Source organism: Acidimangrovimonas pyrenivorans (assembly GCF_042643245.1).
Taxonomy (GTDB): Bacteria; Pseudomonadota; Alphaproteobacteria; order Rhodobacterales; family Rhodobacteraceae; genus Acidimangrovimonas; species Acidimangrovimonas pyrenivorans.
The window spans coordinates 493,787-510,655 of sequence record NZ_JBHRSK010000004.1; the positions used below are offsets into that span (position 1 = coordinate 493,787).

The window sequence follows — 16,869 nt, forward strand, 5'->3', positions numbered from 1 at the left end:
GCCTGCGCCGGGCGCGGTTCGGCGGCATCCGGCCGGTCCGTCAGCGAAGCGTCAGGAACTTCACCTTCCGGTGACCCGTGATCGAGATCAAGTTTTCTTAAGGGCCTCTGCGGGCAGTGTCGCGGCATGGAAACGCGTCACCGGAAGGAGGACCCTGAAATGACCCTGACACGCCGCAGCGCCTTGCTGCTTGCCGCCGCCGCCCTGCCCGCCCTTTCCCTGACCCCGGCGCTCGCCGCCTCGGGCGAGGTCGTCCATGTCTCGCTCTGGGACAAGGGCGACAACGCCATGGACAAACTGGGGGAAGAGCCGCCGATGGGCTTCAACATGATCGGCGCCGCCAAGCACGACAAGCTGGCCACCATGGGCGTCACCGCCACGCCCGATGCGATCAAGGCCGGCAAGATCACCTTCGAGGTCACCAACAACTCGAAAGACACCGTGCACGAGATGATCGTCGCCCCGATCAAGAGCAAGGACGAGGTCCTGCCCTACAACAAGGAGGAGATGCGGGTCGAGGAAGAGAAGGCCGGCCATCTGGGCGAGGTCTCGGAACTCGATCCCGGCGCCAGCGGTGCCCTGACCCTGACGCTCAAGCCGGGCGAATACATCCTCTACTGCAACATTCCCGGTCACTACGTGATGGGGATGTGGACGCTGTTCACCGTGAAGGGCTGAGCGCGGCCCGGGCCTCGGCCGCCGCGTCAGGCAATCCCTGGCGCGCCGGCCGCAGGGCGCCCCGCCGGCGCGCCGCCGGCATCGGCGCCTGAACGGGGCGGCGCAGAGACGCCGCGGCATCGGCCGCGGTCCGCCCGGAACTGTCCGGCATCGTGGGCGCAGGCGCGGTCTTGGCCGGCGCCGGCGCGTGATTGCCGAAGGTGACGTAGAGCCCGGCGACGATCACGATCGCGGCGCCGAGATAGATGCCCTGCCCCGGCAGGTCGCCGAAGAACAGGAAGCCGAAGGCCAGCAGGACGAAGAACTGCAGGTTCAGGATCGGTGAGACCACCATCGCCGGCGCGCGCGAGAAGGCCGCCGCCAGCGCGATCTTGCCGCCCAGGAAGCCGAGCCCGAACAGCACCACCAGACCGATATCCGCCGGGCTCATCGGCGCGACGTGACCGGGCAGCGTCACCCCCATCATCAGCGCCAGCGCGATCTGCGGGTAGAAGACCAGCGCCGCCGCGTTGCCCTCTTCCCGGCCGATCTTGCGCGCCAGGGTCAGCGACACCGCGCCGAACAGGCTGCCGCAGATGGCGAGGCCGTAATAGAGCGCCTGCCCGCCGCCCGGCGCCGGCAGCACCAGCACCACGCCCAGGACACTGGCCGCCAGCGCGACCCAGTAGCGCGGCGCCACCGGCTCGCCCAGCACCGGCCCCGACAGCAGCCCGGTCAGCACCGGCAGCAGCGCGCTGAAGACGAAGACCTCGGTCAGTTGCAGATGCTTGTAGGCGAGGAAGTAGCTCACCGCCGCGCCGACGGTGATCACCGAGCGCAGCGCCATGGTCCAGGGAAAGGCGGTCCGCAGCCCGCCGCCGCCGAAATAGCCGCGCCGGCTGAGCAGCCAGGCCCCGCCGATGCCGACAAGCGCGGCCAGGAAATTCACCTGCTGGACCGGGTACTGCATCGCCAGCAGCTTGGCCAGAAGATCCGTCGTGGCGGTCAGCATCACGGCGCTCAGAGCAAGGCCCGCGCCGATGATCGCCTGCTGTTTTCGCCCGTTCATGATGCCCCCACATCCACGCCCAGGGTCCGATGACAGAACCGGTGCAGAAACTCTTCGAATTGCGGGCTCGACCGCCCGACCGTCTCGAATACCCGGCGCGACCGCGGCGACAGCCCGTCCGGCAATCTTTCGAACAGATTGCCGATGGTCATGCGATTCTCGCGTGTCAGTTGTAGAAGTATTTGCGAAATCTCGGTCAGAGTGCAACGATTCTCGGGCCGGCGCCGGAAAACCAGCCGCCCGGGCCGGGCGGCATGGGCAAAGGCGGCGGCGCCCGCCACCGCCTGGTGCCAGTTGGCGACCAGGAACGGGTGGTAGTCGTCCTGCTGGGCGGCGGGATCGTCCGGCTCGGTCCGGAAGATCTCGAAATCGGCCAGATCGCCGGCGATATAGCTTTCCCACAGTTCCGGCGGCCGCCGGCCGAGCCAGCGCAGCGCGATGCAGACCTCGGACAGGAGGTCGATATCCTCCTCCATCATCGCGATCAGGCCGGTATTGGTCAGGCTCCCGATCACGGCTTCGGGCAGCTCCACCCGGCTGCGCCCGTATTCGGTGAGGTAGAATATGAAATGGGTCAGGTCGTAGGCCGCCTTGCGGTTGGGGACGGCGAAGGCGGCGGGGCGTGACATGAAGGCGATGGCGCGGTCGTCCAGCCCGCCGTCCTCCTGCAGCACCCGGATCCCGTGCCGGGCGCAGAGCCGGCGCGCTTCCATCCGCTGCAGGTCCGACACCTCGCCCTCGGCCAGCCGCAGCCTGGCCACCCGCGCCGCCAGCCCCTCGGCCACGCCCGCCGCCAGGCCAAGCGCCTCGGCATCGCCGGCGATCGACAGGATGAAGCGGTAATATTGCGGAAAGAAGGCCAGGAAGCCCGGCGCCCCGGCATGGAAGGCGCGGTAATGCCGGCCCAGCCGGGTGCCAGCAGCCAGCCCGGTGGTCTCGACGATATTGAGAAGCTCGGCATTCTCCTTGAGATACATCACGTCCTGTGGCCCGCGCCGATGGCGCGCGAAGGCCGCCGCGATGGCGTCCAGCGCCGCCGGATCAGACCGGCGCCCCGCTCTCCTGTGCAGGGCGCCGGTTCCACCTGGGACATGAAGCGGGAGCAATGCCTCCGTCCTCAGGCGCGGCCGGTCTTGCCGGCCGTATTCCACGAGCACATCGACAGCGCGGTCGCGGAGCCGGTCTCGATCCCGCCGGCGGCCTCGTAGGACGAGGTGGTCAGCGCAGTACCGCCACCGGCCTCGAGCGCGCTGTCCTGCTGCGGCGCATAGGACGAGGTGACCATGTCGCAGCCCGCGCCGCCCTCCAGCGCCGTGCCGGCGGTGTCGTAGGACGAGGTGCTGAGCGCCGTGCCGGCCCCCGCCAGGGCGCTGCCGCCCATCTCGTAGGACGAGGTCGCGAGCGCCGTCCCCGCGCCCGAGAACAGGGCGCCGTCGCCGCAATCATAGGACGAGGTGCTCATCTCGCAGTCGGCGCCCGAAAACAGGGTACGCGGGGCGGCGGCCGGAGCCGTGGCCTGCATCGGCACGCCCGGCACGGCGGTGGCGGAACGGCTCTCGTATTCGGTCTTGTGCATCGGAATCTCCTTCCCGTCTGGGGTTCTGGCAGAATCGTGATTTGCAAAACACAACCTAGGGTAGCATTGCTGAACGATTTTACTACTACTTAATAAAGATCAATTCCAACAACTTGCCACCTGAGCGTGTGCGCCGCCCGGCTGGACCGTGCCCGCGCTTGTTCCCGCCGGCCCGCCGCGCTATCCAGACCCGAGCGGGCCTGACCCGCGCGGGAGAGCCGGATGAAAATCGCCACGTTCAACATCAACGGCATCAAGGCGCGGGCCGAGGCCCTGCCGCGCTGGCTCGAGGCCGCCGCGCCCGACATCGTGCTGCTGCAGGAAATCAAGTCGATGGACGACGCCTTCCCCGCCAGCCTGTTCGAGGACATGGGCTACAACGTGGCGGTGCATGGCCAGAAGTCCTTCAACGGCGTCGCCATCCTGTCGAAGCTGCCGCTCGAGGATGTCCGCCGCGGGCTGCCCGGCGATCCCGAGGACGAACAGGCGCGCTGGATCGAGGCGACGGTGGTCGGCAGGCGGGCGCTGCGGCTCTGCGGCCTCTACCTGCCCAACGGCAACCCGGCGCCGGGGCCGAAATACGACTACAAGCTGGCCTGGATGGAGCGGATGCGCGCCCGCGCCGCCGAGTTGCTGGCAGCCGAGGAACCGGCGCTGATGGCGGGGGATTACAACATCATCCCGCAGGCCGAGGACGCGGCCAAGCCGGAGGCCTGGCGCGAGGACGCGCTGTTCCTGCCCGAAAGCCGCGCCGCCTTCCGCCGCATCCTCAATCTCGGCTTCACCGAGGCCTTCCGCGCCCGCGAGCCGCGCCCGGGCCATTACAGTTTCTGGGACTACCAGGCCGGCGCCTGGGCCAGGAACAACGGCATCCGCATCGACCATGTCCTGCTGACGCCCCAGGCGGCCGACCTGCTGACCGATGTCGGCATCGACAAGGAGGTCCGCGGCGAGGACAAGCCGTCGGATCACGTCCCGGTCTGGGTCGAGCTGGACCTGTAGCAAGGCCGGGCCGCCGCCCCGGACCGCCGCGCGGACTTCGGGGCGACGAGGACGCGGCGCGACCGGAGCTACGGTTTCCGCGCCATGCGAGGGCACCGATCTGGGGCGCACCCGCCCATCCATGGGCGCGCGCCCTCCCCCCGCTGCCCCTGGCCGCAATCCTTCAGCCCTGCCGGAATCCGTCACCGGCCCGCGCGGCCAGCATCGCGTCAAGGCGCGTGCCGCAACCCGGGGCGCGCTCGTCGGCGACGGTCGTGTGCGCGGAAGGCCCCGAGGTGGCGGGCTGCTGCAGATCGGCGCTCAGGTCGTCGATGGCGGCAAGGGGCGCGGCAAGCGCGACGTCATCAAGGATGACGGCATGCGCCAGAAGGCACCAGCCCCGCTGTGGCGGCCGGCGCGGCACCCAACGCTGCGCCGTGCCGGCGATCTTGCGGCCACGGCAAAGCAGGTTCCAGCGGCCATCGCAGAAACTGCCGGCAAGGGCGCCGGTCGCGGTCGCGATGCCAAGCCCGGCCAGCGCCGTCGCGATGAGGTCGCAGAGCCTGCGATAGGCGGCTTCGGTCGACAGACCATCGGCGGGGCCGGCGAGCGCGAGATTGACGATGCCCGGAGCTTGCGGCGTCACGCCGCCCCCGGTCGGCCGGAGATGGACCGGCCAGCCGCGGGCGGCGCTGTTCGCGGCGGCCCCTTCGTAGCCCGGCCGCCGCGACAGCGCGGTCGGCGCCACCAGGGCGGGCCGGGCCGAACTCCAGACCAGCCCGCCCTGCTGGCCCTCGCGTGCCGCCCTGAGAAGCCCGCCTTCGGCAGCCAGACCCTCGGCTGCGGTCGCGAAGCGCCGTGGCCCGGTCACGGCGCCGGCCGTCGTCACGTCACCTCGCCGATGACCGCGCCCTTGGCCACGACCGCGTCGACGTCCCGGAGGATGTGCAGCCGGCCGCTTGCCGGGGCGTGGATCTCGTACTGGGTCTTGGCGGTCATGATCTCGGCGATCAGCGCGCCTTCCGACACGGCCGCGCCTTCGCTGGCGAACCACGAGGTGATGACGGTCTCGTCATCGCCCTCCCACAGGTCGGTCGGGATCGTGATGGGGGTCATTTCGTCCTTCCTTTGAGCAGTGTCGCGCCGTTCGCGGCAGGGGCCGGGGCCGGCGCTGTGGCCCCGGCCGGACCGGCTCAGGCGGCCTTGATCCGGCTCCAGGCATCCACGATCTTGGCCGGGCTGGGCAGGAAGAACGCCTCCATCTCGCGGGCGTAGGGGATCGGCGCGTCGGGCGAGGTCACGCGCTGCGGCGCCGCCTTGAGCACCGAGATGTCATGCTCGACGACCGAGGCGATCACCTCGCCCGAGACGCCGAAGCTGTGGTAATCCTCGTCGACCACGATCAGGCGCCCGGTCTTGGCCACCGAGGCGCGGATCGTCTCGCGGTCGAGCGGCACCAGGGTGCGCAGGTCGACCACCTCGGCACTGACGCCGGCCTTTTCCAGCTCTGCCGCCGCCTTGAGCGCGTGATGCACGCCCATCGCCAGGCTGACGATCGTCACGTCGCGGCCCTCACGCACCACCTTCGCCTTGCCGAACTCGACGGTATAGGCCTCTTCCGGCGTGTGGACCGAGGCGCCCTGCTCGGTCCCGAGCCAGCCCATGCCCTGCAGCGACTTGTGGAACATGTAGACGACGGGGCTGTCGTCGCGGATCGCCGCCGTCATCATGCCCTTCGCATCATAGGAATTCGACGGCGTGACCACCTTCATCCCCGGCAGATGCGCGAAGGTGCCGTAGAGGCATTGCGAATGCTGGCCGGCATCGGAATAGCCGCCGCCGGTCGAGGTCATCAGCACCATCGGCACCTTGAAATTGCCGCCCGAGAAGAAGGTGTTCTTGGCCATCAGGTTGTAGATTGCGTCGAAGCAGACGCCGAAGAAGTCGGCGAACATCAGCTCGACCACGGGGCGCATGCCGTCCTGGGCCGCGCCCACCGCCGCGCCGATGAAGCCGGTCTCGGAAATCGGGGTGTCGCGAATGCGTTCGCGGCCGAATTCCTCGACCAGGCCGCGGGTGTTGCCGAAGACGCCGCCGAGCGCGGCGATGTCCTCGCCCATCACGAAGACACCGGGATCGGTGCGCATTTCCTGCGCGATGGCTTCGGCCATGGCGCGGGCGATGGTCAGTTTGCGTTCATTGCTCTGGGTCATGTCATGTCCTCCCGATCATCGTCCTCACGCGAAGATTTCCGTCAGCGCGTCCCCGGGGGCCGGGGCCGGGCTCGAGCGGGCGAAGTCGATCGCCTCGGCCACGCGAGCTTCGGCGCGTGCCTCGAGCTCCTTCAGCTGCGCCTCGTCGGCGCTGCCCTCATCGAGCAGCCGCTTGCGCATCGCCGGGATCGGATCGCGCGCGAACAGCGCCTCCTTCTCGCCCTTAGGCCGGTAGCCCTCGGCATCGCCCATGAAATGCCCGGCAAGGCGAAAGGTCTCGGCCTCGATCAGGGTGGGCCCGTCGCCCGCCCGCGCCCGCGTCACGGCCTCGCCGGCGGCTTCGAAGATCTTCCACGGATCGTTGCCGCCGACATAGACGCCCGGCACGCCATAGGCCGCGCCGCGCACGTCGTTGCGCGCCACCGCGGTCGAGTCCTTCTTGGCCACCGAGATGCCCCAGCTGTTGTCCTCGATCACGCAGACGAACGGCAGTTTCCACAGCGCGGCCAGGTTCATCGCCTCGTGAAAGGCGCCCTGGTTCGCCGCGCCTTCGCCGATGAACGCCACCGCGACGCCGGGCTTGCCCTGCATCTTGCGCGACAGCGCCGCGCCGACGGCGGGGCCCATGCCCTGGGCGATGATGCCGGCGCAGGCGAAATTCACCTCGGGATCGAACAGGTGCATATGTCCGCCGCGTCCGCCGCTCAGCCCCGTCGCGCGGCCGAAGATCTCGGCCGCCATGCGCTTGAGGTCGACGCCCTTGGCAATGGCCTCGTGATGCGGACGGTGCGTCGCGGTGACGATATCCTCCTTCTCGAGATGGGCGCAGACCCCGACCGCCACCGGCTCCTGCCCGTTCGACAGGTGCATTTCGCCCGGGATCGGGCCGCTGGCCATGTTGAAGACCGGCTGCTTGCCCTCGAGGTAGATCTTCTCGATCGTCTCTTCGAAACGACGGCTGGTGACCATCGTCTCGTACATCCAGTGCAGTTGCTGCTTGGACGGTGTCATCGTGTCCTCCTCCCATGCGCGCCGGGATGACGGCGCTCGCAGGCGCAAGGTTGACGCCGAAGCCGGCCGGCGCCAAACACCATCATCCGCGCCCGGGCAGGTGTCGCAGCAGGATGCGACAGGTGTCGCAGGGGGGATGTCAGACCGGGCGGCTTCCGGGACGCCCGAGGCCCGCGCGGCGGATCCTGCGGTGCAGGGTCGAGCGGCTGAGCCCCAGCCGCCGCGCGGCGGCCGAGACGTTCCAACCGGTTGCGTGCAGGGCCTGAACGATGCGGGTCTCGGCGGTTTCGGCCGGCGGGTCCGAGGCCGCCGCGGACAGATGCGAGGGCAGATGCCGCGGCAGGATCGGCCGCCCCTGCGCCCGGCTGCAGGCCAGGCGCATGACGAGGCGCGCCTCGCGCAGGTTGCCCGGCCAGGGATAGGCCATCAGCACGGCCAGCGCCGTGGCGTCGATCGGCACGCTTTCCCCCGCGGCCTCCCGGGCCAGGCGGCCGAGCGTTTCGGCCAGCGCGGCGGGGTCTTCGCGCAGAGGCGGCAACAGCACGCGCGCGCCCTGCAGGCGATACAGCAGGTCGTCGCGCAGCAGCCCCGCTGCGATCAGCGCCTCGGGCGGCCGGGCGGCAAGCGCGGCGATCCGCAGCGCCGGTGCGCCGGCCACGGTTTCGGGCCGCTCTTCCAGCCTCGACAGCAGCTCGACCAGCCAGGCCTGCGGCGCCGGGGCCAGGGCCTCCAGGTGATCCAGGATCAGGCTGGCCGGCGCCCCGCTGTCGCGCGCGGCCTGAAGGGCGCGTTCGAGCAGCAGGCCGATGCGCAGCCGGCCGGCTTCGGTGGCCTCGATCTGCGCGCAGTCGATGGTGAACGCCTGGGCATCCGCCGCGTCGAGGCCATCGTGCAGGCAGCGCGCGAAGGCGGTCTTGCCGGTTCCGGTCTCGCCGATCACGAGCACCGGCAGGCCTTCGCGGAAGGCGGCTTCCGCCTCGGCGGTGAGCTCGACGCCCCAGGGCGGCGGCGCGGGCGGGGACGCCATCGCCGCCGCAGGCGTCCTGCCGCGCGGTCCGACCGGCCGTGTCAGATGCAGGCCGATGGCGGCCGGGTGCGTGCCTTCGCTGCGGGCAAACCAGTCCGGCGCGTCCATCAGCCGGTCGAGCCCGATGCCGAAAAGCGTTTCCATGCTGTGGCCGATCATGGCATCGGGGCGCGGGCTTCCCGCCATCCGCGCGGCGCGCCGCGTCGCGGCAACGACCCGCCCGCTTTCATCGAGGGCGACAAGCGCGTTCACCGCACCGTCGAGATCCGAATTGTCGAGCGGCGCAAGCGACAGCAGGACCTGCCCCGCGTGACGGCGCCGGAACATCGCCGCCTGCAACCGGCGCGCGGCAATCTGCATGACCATCGCCGCCAGCGGCTGAGTCGCGCTCTGCTTGCGCTCGATCGCCGCCGATGTCAGCGCCCCGACGATGCGGTTTTCCGCGTCGAGGATCGGGACCGAACAGCAGCTGAACTGTCGCAACCCGACGAAGAAATGCTCGTCCCCGCGCACCGTGAAGGGTTCCCGCGTCGTCAGCGCCATCTGGATGCCGTTGGTGCCGGCGACACGCTCGTCCCAGCAGCTGCCGGCGACGATCCCGCGCCGCACCAGCGCGGCGTCGGCTGGCGGGGCGGAGGTCAGCGGCAGCAGCACCTGTTCGACATCCGACACCAGCAGGGTGCCGCCACCGGCCGCGACCACGCTTTCGAGGGGACCGAGATGGCTGACACCGTCGCCCAGCCTGTCGGCGAAGCATTCGGCGCGCTGGCGGATTTCGCCTTCCTGGAGTCGCAGGACCGGGCGCGAGACGTCCGGGACGAGATGGTAGAGGTCTTCGCACCGCCTCCAAGACGCGGCCAGCAGAGGATGCGGGGGTTTCCGTCCAAGCGGGCCGCCGTTGCCATGGAGCCGTGCCATTCGATGCCCTCCCTGCAGACGCCCTGCCCCCTGCGGACGCGCGGGGACATGCCCGCCCGAAACCGTTCCGCACCGCCGTCCTGGAGCCAAGGCGGGTTGGCAGGCGCGGCTCAGGCTAGCATATCGCCGGCGCGGGTGCATGGATTTCCGGAGCCTCCGGGCCAAGCGGCGCAACCCGGAGCAGATCGGTCCCGGCCGGACCGATCACGATCGCCGGCCGCTCGATGCGACTGCCGGGCGCGGCCCTTCGCGGTGCGGCCGCAGAGGCGGATCGCCCGGGCGCCCGCAGGATCAAGGCCCCGGCACGGCACGGAAACGACGGCCTGTCCTTCCGCTTGGCGCACGCTGCCGGGGCGCCGGCGACAGCGTGCCGGCCCGCGCTAGGGCAGGTAGACTGGCGTCCGGTCGCCCGCGGCGTAGCGGCGCAGCACCGCCGGATAGAGCTTGTGTTCCTGCTCCAGCACCCGGGCGGCGAGCATCTCGGCGGTGTCTCCGGGCCGCACCGGCACCCGGGCCTGGCCGAGGATCGGGCCGCTGTCGAGCACCGAGGTGACCTCGTGCACGGTGCAGCCGGCCTCGGCATCGCCGGCGTCGATGGCGCGCCGATGGGTGTGCAGGCCGGGATATTTCGGCAGCAGCGAGGGGTGGATGTTCAGCATCCGGCCCTCGAAACGGGCGACGAAATCCGGCGTCAGCACGCGCATGAAGCCCGCCAGGCAGACGATGTCCGGCTCGGCCGCCAGCAGCGGCTTGAGCAGCTCGGCCTCGAACGCCGCCCGGTCCTTGCCGAAGGGCCGGTGATCGACCGCCGCGGTCGGAATGCCCATCGCCGCGGCCTTCTTCAGGCCGCCGGCCTGCGGGTCGTTCGACAGCACCAGCACCGGCCGCGCCGGGTGATCGCCCACCATGCTCTCGGCCAGCGCCACCATGTTGGAGCCGCCGCCCGAGATCAGGATGGCGACGCGTTTCACAGAAGCGCCCCGCTGTAGCGCACGCCCTCGCCTTTCACGATCTTGCCCAGCCGCACCACCTGCTCGCCTTCGGCCTGGAAATGCGCCGCCAGCGTGTCGGCCCGGTCGGCGGCGACGACCGCCACCATGCCGATGCCGGCATTGAAGGTCTTGAGCAGCTCGGCCTCGTCGAGCTGCGCCCCCTCGGCCAGCCAGCGGAAGACCGGCGGCAGGTCCCAGCTATCGAGGTCGATCTCGGCCCCCAGCCCCTCGGGCAGCACCCGCGGCAGGTTCTCGGTCAGGCCGCCGCCGGTGATGTGGGCCAGCGCGTGGACGCCGCCGGCGCGGAAGGCGCCGAGCGCCGACTTGACGTAGAGCCGGGTCGGCGTCAGCAGCACCTCGCCCAGCGAGCCCTGGGCGAAGGGCGCCGGCGACTCCCAGCTCAGCCCGGCGCGCTCGATCACCTTGCGCACCAGCGAGAAGCCGTTGGAATGGACGCCCGAGGAAGCGAGGCCGAGCAGCACGTCGCCCTCCTCGACCCCGGCCGGCAGGTCGTGGCCGCGCTCCATCGCGCCGACGGCGAAGCCGGCAAGGTCGAAGTCGCCGCCGTGATACATGCCCGGCATCTCGGCCGTCTCGCCGCCGATCAGGGCGCAGCCCGAAGCGGTGCAGCCCTCGGCGATGCCCTCGATCACCGCCGCCGCCTGGTCGAGCTCGAGCTTGCCGGTGGCGAAATAGTCGAGGAAGAACAGCGGTTCGGCGCCCTGGCAGACGAGGTCGTTGACGCACATCGCGACGAGGTCGATACCGACCTGGCCGACATGGCCGGTGTCGATGGCGATGCGCAGCTTGGTGCCGACGCCGTCGGTCGCCGCCACCAGCACCGGATCGGCATAGCCGGCGGCCTTGAGATCGAACAGCGCGCCGAAGCCGCCCAGCCCGGCCATGGTGCCCGGCCGCGCGCTGCGCTTCGCCGCCGGCTTGATGCGTTCGACAAGTTCGTTGCCGGCGTCGATATCGACCCCGGCCTCGGCATAGGTCAGCCCGGATTTCTTGCTGGTCATGGCGGCCTCGCGGATGGTTTGCGCCCGTCTAGACGATCGCCGCCCGCCGCGCAACGCTCCGCGACGCATCGCGACCGCTTGACCGCCCCGTCCGGTCTGCTAGGGATTGCGCGGCCGGGCCTGTAGCTCAATTGGTTAGAGCAGGGCGCTCATAACGCCTTGGTTGGGGGTTCGAGTCCCTCCGGGCCTACCAATTTGCGGATCGAGCGCGAGAATTTGCCGGCTCTGCCCGGGCGTCGCCTGGCCGTCAGGATGGCCGGCGGCCACGGCAGGCGGCATCGGCTGGAAGGCATGACGCGGCCCCCGAAGACCGGGGGGCACGCCGCCCCAGTCAGCCAATCGGCCCCGCGTCGTGATTTCGACAGCCTTCCTGTTCAGGGCCGAGCCCGGCTCCCCGTCACTCTTGCGGCGGAATTATCCCGCGGCCCAGGACCGGCGGACCGCCCGCGAGCTGCAGAAACCCGGCGATCCTCTCGACGACGGTCCGAAACTCATCGGCCACGGCGCCCTCGTAATCATGGCCGGCATCGACGAATTCGACCGAAACGCAGGGCGACATCCGGCAACGCCCGGCTTCCGCCGCTCCGCCATAGGCATCCTGACGGCCCTGGATGATCAGGAAAGGCGTGTCCAGCGTCGCCAATGGCAGGGTTCTCGCCGCCTCGCGCCTTCGCTCCGGATGCTTGAACGGATAGCCGAAGCAGACAACGCCCCTGAGTGCCGGCATCGGTTCGAGCTGGGCCGCGATCCGGCCGCCGAAGGAATGCGCCAGGACGAATATCCGCGTCTCCGGGCCGAGGCCGTCGGCAAACCGTCGCACGCTGCGGGCACAGAGCCGGGCGGTGACGGCCTCTTTCGACAGCCGGTTGAGGCGGCCGGGCGCAAATCTGAACGGGCGCAAGCCAAGGCTGGCAAAACGCCAGAGCCAGTTGTGAACGGCACCGACCCGGCGTCTGGCGGCGCTTTGCTCCACCTCCATGGCTGGCGGGAGGGCTCTCCTGAAACGCCCGTCCGGATCGAAGCCGAACCGTTCGACAGCCATGCCCCGTTCCTGCAGCGCCCGGATCACCCCGTCCAGCTGCGGCGATTTCTTCGCAGTGTTCTGGCGCCCGATGACGATCAGGACATCTCTGCCGCCGCTGTCCGAACCGGCCCTGTGCGATCGCCCCGCATCCGTGTCCATCACTGCCGCCCCGAACAACCCTGAACCAAGTACCGCCGCCATGATACACCTGCCACGTGCAGCTGCCAGCGCGAGAGTGGCTCCGGAACGGGTGACCACGCGGCATCAAGGCGCAAGGGCGGTTGCGGAGACTGCCGCGAAGGCGGAGCATCGCAGGCAGACGCTCGGCAATTCGGAGAGGCGAAAGGGCGATATGTGCGGACGGATGACCCATGCCGGGCTGACCTGGCGCCAGCTCTGGAACTGGCTGGAATACGGCATCGCCCCCGACGTGCTCGACATCCCGACCAGCTACAACGTGCCGCCGACCGCGCCCGTCCCGGTCATCTTCCGCCAGGACGGCCAGCCGCGGGCCGCGTTGGCGCGCTGGGGGCTGATCCCGGGCTGGTTCCGGAAGGAAACGCGCGAGTGGCGGGCCGCGACCTTCAACGCCCGCTGCGAGGACGTGGCCGGCAAGCCGACCTTCCGCGGCGCCTATCGCCACGGCCGCTGCCTGGTGCCGGCCTCGGGCTATTACGAATGGCAGGCCGGCCAGGACGGCAAGCAGCCCTACTACATCCACCCTGCCGGCAACGCGCCGGCGCTGCTGCTGGCAGGGCTGTTCAGCTCGGTCCGGCTGCCGGATTACGACGGCCTGACCTGCACCGTGCTGACCGAGGCGGCGCGGCCGGAGCTGGCCGGGATCCACGGCCGCACGCCGCTGATGCTGTCGCGCGACGGGGCCGAGGCCTGGCTCGACGGCGCCGAGGTCGAGGCGGTCGAGCGCCTGCCCTCGGCGCTGCTGGACTGGCACCGGGTCGGCCGCGCCGTCGGCTCGGTGCGCAACGACGATCCCGAGCTGATCGAGCCGCTGGCCTAGGCCCCCTACTCCGCCGGCACGTAGCCGACGCGCCGCGCCCGCATGGCGAGGATCTGGCCGACGATCTTCTGCGGCGGCACGGTGCGGAAGATATCGCCCATCATCTTCACATCGGCCCAGATCCCGCGCCACAGCCCGTATTTGGCGTTCTTGTACGGGCTCTTGACGCCGTTCCAGCGGACGACGCAGATCCGGGCCCGCCGGCGCAGGGCGATGGCGTTGAGATGGACCTCGAAGCCGAATTTCGGCAGCACGTCCAGTGCCGCCATCCCCTCTTCCAGCAAGCTGCGCGGCAGCACCCGTTCGCCCGAGATGTAGTCGATCCCGATCAGGTGCCACAGCCTGGGGGCGTTGTCGCGCAGGCTGATCGTCATGTCGGCCTGACCGTGGCGCACCGGCCGGGCCAGCTGGCTGATATGGGCCGGGGTCAGCCCCTGGAGGTCGCCGTCGATCAGCATCAGCAGCGGCGAGGACGCCGCCGCGATCCCGGCGGCCAGCGCCCCGGTCTTGCCGCGGTTGGGGTCGAGCCGGATCAGCCGCACGCCCTCGATCCGTTCGACCACCTCGGCCGTGCCGTCGGTCGAGCCGTCGTCGACGACGATCACCTCGGCCAGCTCCGGGTGGCCGGCGACGGCGCGCAGCACCGGCACGATCCGCGCCGCCTCGTTATAGACCGGGATGATGCAGGAAACCGCTTGCGTCATGTCCAGCGCCTCCGGTGACGGACGACCCACCAGATGCCGCCGAGGATCAGCAGGATCAGCAGCAGGATCGAGCCGCGGAAGATCCAGCCGTCGATCGCGGTATAGGCGAAGCCCAGCGAATAGCCGATGACGGCGAAGAACAGGCTTTTCGGCACCGTGCCCAGCAGGTTGTACCACAGGAACAGGCCGAAATTCATCCGCGAGGCGCCGGCGGCGACCAGCACCAGCATGCCGGCGGAATGGGTCAGCTTGCCGATCACCAGCGTCCGGCCGCCGCGATAGCGGAAATGCGCCGTCAGCGCCTCGAGCCGGTCCTCGGACAGGCCGATCCGGTTGAGCCAGCGCGCCGGCAGGAAGCGCGGTCCGGCCCGGCCGAGCTCGTAGAAGATCGCGTCTCCGACCAGGTCGGCCAGCACCACGACCACGAAGACGGCATAGATGTCCATGTAACCCAGCCGGGCCAGGTAGGAGGCAATCACCGTGACGATCGGCCCTTCCAGCACCGCGATCGGCGCCAGCAGAAGCAGGCCGTGCGTCTGGATCAGGTGAATGACCGTGTCGAGCCCCATGGGACCGCCCTTATTCCGAGGCCGCCGGGGTCAGTCCCGTCGCGTCGGCCTTCGCCATGTGGTTGCCGCGCCAGGTGAAGTCGCGCCCGGCCCAGGCTCCGACCCAGAGCGCCGGCACCATCAGGTCGCGCAGCAGCCAGGCGGCGATGTCGCGCGGACCGGCGGGCCAGCCGGCGCTGCGGGTGAAGAGCCATTCGGCCCCATACCAGAGCACCAGCCCGAGAGGAAGGGCACCGGAGGGCACCGCCCCGAGCGCGACCAGCGCGGTCAGCGCCAGCGCCGGCGGCAGCGCGCCGGTCAGGACCTCGGGGGCGAACAGCAGCGGGAAGCCCAGCCGCCGCACCTTGGCCCAACGCAATTGCCGGCTCCAGACCTCGGCCAGCCGCTTGCGGCCGATCGGCTGGGCGAAGGGCCGCTGCGCCACCCGCACCTTGAGCCCGGCGCCGCGCACCAGCTTGGTCGAGGCGACATCCTCGGCCATCTCGGCCCCCAGCCGTTTCAGCCCGCCGCCGCTCTCGAGCACGTCGCGGCGCCAGAACAGCGTCTTGCCCTGGGCATAGCCGTTGCCCAGCTCATCCGCCGCCAGCTGCCAGCGCGCCTGGTAGCTGTTGAGGAAGCCGGCCTCGAGCGCGGCGGCGAAACCTTCCGGGGCGCTGCCATAGGCCGGCGACGACACCAGCCCGGTGCCCGGGGTCCACACCGCCAGCAGCCGGTCGAGGTAATCGGCGGGCAGCAGCAGGTTGCTGTCGGCCATCACGATCCACTCGGCCCGGGCGGCGTTCCAGCCCTTGACCACGTTATTCAGTTTCGGGTTGCCGCTGATCGCGTCGTCGCCGGTCAGCAGCCGCGCCGGCACCTGCGGGTGTTCGGCGATCAGCCGCTCGACCAGCGGCACCACCGGGTCGTCGGCACGGGCGGCGCAGAAGATCACCTCGTAGTCGGGATAGTCGAGGCGGAAGGACGAGCGCAGCGTCTCCTCGACATGGTTCTCGAGCCCGCAGACCGGCCGCACCAGCGTGATCGGCGGCCGCGCCCCCGAGGGGCTCTCCGGCGCCGCCCGGCGCAGCCGGCGCCCGACCAGCGCGATGCTGGCCAGATGCACGGCAAGGGCGGCGATGCAGAACGCCGCGAGGAAATACGTCATCCAGCTCATCCTAAGTCGCCATCGGCGGGGCGTCCTCGGCCTCGCCCAGCCGCCCTTCGGCGGGCAGTGCGTCGTCCTCCAGCCGCCAGCGCAGCAGCTGCAGCCCGCCATCGGCATTCTCGGCGATGGCGGTGAAACTGTCGATCCAGTCGCCGCAATTGGCGTAGATCACGCCGAAATCGTTGTGCAGCGCCGGCTTGTGGTAATGGCCGCAGATCACCCCGTCCTGATCGTAATCGGCCGCCAGCCGGGCGAGCCGCTTCTCGAACCGGTTGCCGTAGCGGATCAGGGTGTTGAAGCGCAGGATCGCCCGCTCGATGAAGATCAGCTCGTCCATTCCCAGCAGCCGACGGACCCGGTTGACCAGGTTGCTGGTCCCGCGCAGCAGCCCGTCGGCCTGCGCCGCCATCCGCGACAGCCAGCGCGCCCGGCGCATGAAGACGTCGCAGCAATCGCCGTGCAGCACCAGGTAGCGGCGGCCGTCGGCGGCGATGTGGAACGCCTGTTCGGTCACTTCGATGCGGTCGAAATAGGTGCCGTAGTGGCGCCGGAAGAAGGCATCGTGATTGCCCGGCAGGTAGACGATGCGCGCGCCCTCGTCGGCCCGCGCCATCACCGCCTGGATCACCGCGTCATGGGTCGGCGTCCAGTTCGAGCCCATCGGCTGCCAGTTGTCGAAGATGTCGCCGACCAGGTAGATCGTGTCGGCGTCGTTGTGCTCGAGGAATTCCAGGAAAAGATCGGCACGGCAACCGCGGGCGCCCATGTGCAGGTCGGAGACGAAGAGGCTGCGATGGTGGCGCCGCCCGTCCGCGCGCCGCGTCCCGGGCGCCCTGGCCGGGGCCGTGTCCTCCGGGGCCTGCCTGTCCGATGGGTCCGACATGTGATCTTTCACCGCGAAACTTCCTTGCCTGCCGCAACGATGCTGCATTGCGGCACGATTG

18 protein-coding genes and 1 tRNA gene are annotated in these 16,869 nt (G+C 70.2%); 4 read left to right on the forward strand and 15 right to left on the reverse strand.

The window, feature by feature from the left end; translation table 11 throughout:
* Positions 1 to 159 precede the first annotated feature (159 nt).
* Positions 160 to 678 (forward strand): hypothetical protein, encoded by a 519-nt coding sequence (locus ACFOES_RS05315; RefSeq protein WP_377832150.1) that lies wholly within the window; start codon positions 160 to 162, stop codon positions 676 to 678.
* Here ACFOES_RS05315 and ACFOES_RS05320 read toward each other — a convergent pair.
* Genes ACFOES_RS05320 through ACFOES_RS05330 form a run of 3 tightly spaced genes read right to left on the reverse strand, consistent with a single transcriptional unit; the run spans position 662 to position 3,302 of the window.
* Positions 662 to 1,726 carry a DMT family transporter gene (locus tag ACFOES_RS05320; RefSeq protein WP_377832151.1) on the reverse strand — a complete coding sequence of 355 codons (1,065 nt, stop codon included), beginning with the start codon at positions 1,724 to 1,726 and terminating at the stop codon, positions 662 to 664. The two genes, ACFOES_RS05315 and ACFOES_RS05320, sit on opposite strands and share 17 nt — an antisense overlap.
* The gene (locus tag ACFOES_RS05325) at positions 1,723 to 2,883 is read right to left on the reverse strand and encodes a DUF6902 family protein (protein ID WP_377832152.1); all 1,161 of its coding nucleotides are present in this window, start codon (positions 2,881 to 2,883) and stop codon (positions 1,723 to 1,725) included. Before ACFOES_RS05325 ends, ACFOES_RS05320 begins: the two co-directional genes overlap by 4 nt.
* Positions 2,844 to 3,302, reverse strand: a complete 459-nt coding sequence (locus ACFOES_RS05330; RefSeq protein WP_377832153.1) for a hypothetical protein — start codon at positions 3,300 to 3,302, stop codon at positions 2,844 to 2,846. The genes ACFOES_RS05325 and ACFOES_RS05330 overlap by 40 nt, the downstream gene beginning before the upstream one ends.
* Positions 3,303 to 3,524: 222 nt before the next feature.
* On the opposite strand from ACFOES_RS05330, the gene xth reads away from it, so the two are divergent.
* Positions 3,525 to 4,304 carry an exodeoxyribonuclease III gene (xth, locus tag ACFOES_RS05335; protein ID WP_377832155.1) on the forward strand — a complete coding sequence of 260 codons (780 nt, stop codon included), beginning with the start codon at positions 3,525 to 3,527 and terminating at the stop codon, positions 4,302 to 4,304.
* Positions 4,305 to 4,467: 163 nt separating this feature from the next.
* Here the strand turns inward: xth and ACFOES_RS05340 are convergent, their stop codons facing one another.
* The 7 genes from ACFOES_RS05340 to purM all read right to left on the reverse strand — a co-directional run bounded on the left by ACFOES_RS05340 (position 4,468) and on the right by purM (position 11,466).
* Complete coding sequence (locus ACFOES_RS05340) at positions 4,468 to 5,172, reverse strand: lipoyl protein ligase domain-containing protein (protein ID WP_377832156.1); 705 nt, start codon at positions 5,170 to 5,172, stop codon at positions 4,468 to 4,470.
* Complete coding sequence (locus ACFOES_RS05345) at positions 5,169 to 5,399, reverse strand: biotin/lipoyl-containing protein (protein ID WP_377832159.1); 231 nt, start codon at positions 5,397 to 5,399, stop codon at positions 5,169 to 5,171. Before ACFOES_RS05345 ends, ACFOES_RS05340 begins: the two co-directional genes overlap by 4 nt.
* Positions 5,400 to 5,476: 77 nt before the next feature.
* A complete protein-coding gene (locus ACFOES_RS05350; protein ID WP_377832161.1) occupies positions 5,477 to 6,496 on the reverse strand; it encodes an alpha-ketoacid dehydrogenase subunit beta in 1,020 nt (339 codons plus the stop codon).
* Positions 6,497 to 6,520: 24 nt separating this feature from the next.
* Positions 6,521 to 7,507, reverse strand: a complete 987-nt coding sequence (locus tag ACFOES_RS05355) for a thiamine pyrophosphate-dependent dehydrogenase E1 component subunit alpha (RefSeq protein WP_377832163.1) — start codon at positions 7,505 to 7,507, stop codon at positions 6,521 to 6,523.
* Between the two features lie 139 nt (positions 7,508 to 7,646).
* Entirely contained in the window at positions 7,647 to 9,188 is a 1,542-nt protein-coding gene (locus ACFOES_RS05360; protein WP_377832164.1) for a sigma-54-dependent Fis family transcriptional regulator, read from the reverse strand.
* Positions 9,189 to 9,832: 644 nt separating this feature from the next.
* The gene (purN, locus tag ACFOES_RS05365) at positions 9,833 to 10,423 is read right to left on the reverse strand and encodes a phosphoribosylglycinamide formyltransferase (protein WP_377832166.1); all 591 of its coding nucleotides are present in this window, start codon (positions 10,421 to 10,423) and stop codon (positions 9,833 to 9,835) included.
* Positions 10,420 to 11,466, reverse strand: a complete 1,047-nt coding sequence (purM, locus tag ACFOES_RS05370) for a phosphoribosylformylglycinamidine cyclo-ligase (RefSeq protein ID WP_377832167.1) — start codon at positions 11,464 to 11,466, stop codon at positions 10,420 to 10,422. Before purM ends, purN begins: the two co-directional genes overlap by 4 nt.
* A gap of 116 nt (positions 11,467 to 11,582) precedes the next feature.
* Here purM and ACFOES_RS05375 point away from each other — a divergent pair.
* Positions 11,583 to 11,659 (forward strand) — tRNA-Ile (locus ACFOES_RS05375).
* Positions 11,660 to 11,863: 204 nt separating this feature from the next.
* Here the strand turns inward: ACFOES_RS05375 and ACFOES_RS05380 are convergent.
* Positions 11,864 to 12,649 (reverse strand): alpha/beta family hydrolase, encoded by a 786-nt coding sequence (locus ACFOES_RS05380; protein WP_377832168.1) that lies wholly within the window; start codon positions 12,647 to 12,649, stop codon positions 11,864 to 11,866.
* Positions 12,650 to 12,854: 205 nt separating this feature from the next.
* Here ACFOES_RS05380 and ACFOES_RS05385 point away from each other — a divergent pair, with 205 nt between their 5' ends.
* The gene (locus tag ACFOES_RS05385; protein WP_377832169.1) at positions 12,855 to 13,508 is read left to right on the forward strand and encodes an SOS response-associated peptidase; all 654 of its coding nucleotides are present in this window, start codon (positions 12,855 to 12,857) and stop codon (positions 13,506 to 13,508) included.
* A gap of 5 nt (positions 13,509 to 13,513) precedes the next feature.
* On the opposite strand, the gene ACFOES_RS05390 is transcribed toward ACFOES_RS05385, so the two are convergent.
* Genes ACFOES_RS05390 through ACFOES_RS05405 form a run of 4 tightly spaced genes read right to left on the reverse strand, consistent with a single transcriptional unit; the run spans position 13,514 to position 16,808 of the window.
* Positions 13,514 to 14,212, reverse strand: a complete 699-nt coding sequence (locus ACFOES_RS05390) for a glycosyltransferase family 2 protein (protein ID WP_377832170.1) — start codon at positions 14,210 to 14,212, stop codon at positions 13,514 to 13,516.
* Positions 14,209 to 14,781: a DedA family protein gene (locus tag ACFOES_RS05395; RefSeq protein ID WP_377832171.1), complete on the reverse strand. Its 573-nt coding sequence runs from the start codon at positions 14,779 to 14,781 to the stop codon at positions 14,209 to 14,211. The genes ACFOES_RS05390 and ACFOES_RS05395 overlap by 4 nt, the downstream gene beginning before the upstream one ends.
* 10 nt (positions 14,782 to 14,791) lie before the next feature.
* On the reverse strand, positions 14,792 to 15,934 hold the full coding sequence (locus tag ACFOES_RS05400) for a ceramide glucosyltransferase (RefSeq protein ID WP_377832172.1): 1,143 nt from the start codon (positions 15,932 to 15,934) through the stop codon (positions 14,792 to 14,794).
* A 1-nt stretch (position 15,935) separates the two neighbouring features.
* Positions 15,936 to 16,808 carry a UDP-2,3-diacylglucosamine diphosphatase gene (locus ACFOES_RS05405; RefSeq protein ID WP_377832173.1) on the reverse strand — a complete coding sequence of 291 codons (873 nt, stop codon included), beginning with the start codon at positions 16,806 to 16,808 and terminating at the stop codon, positions 15,936 to 15,938.
* Between the last annotated feature and the right edge of the window lie 61 nt (positions 16,809 to 16,869).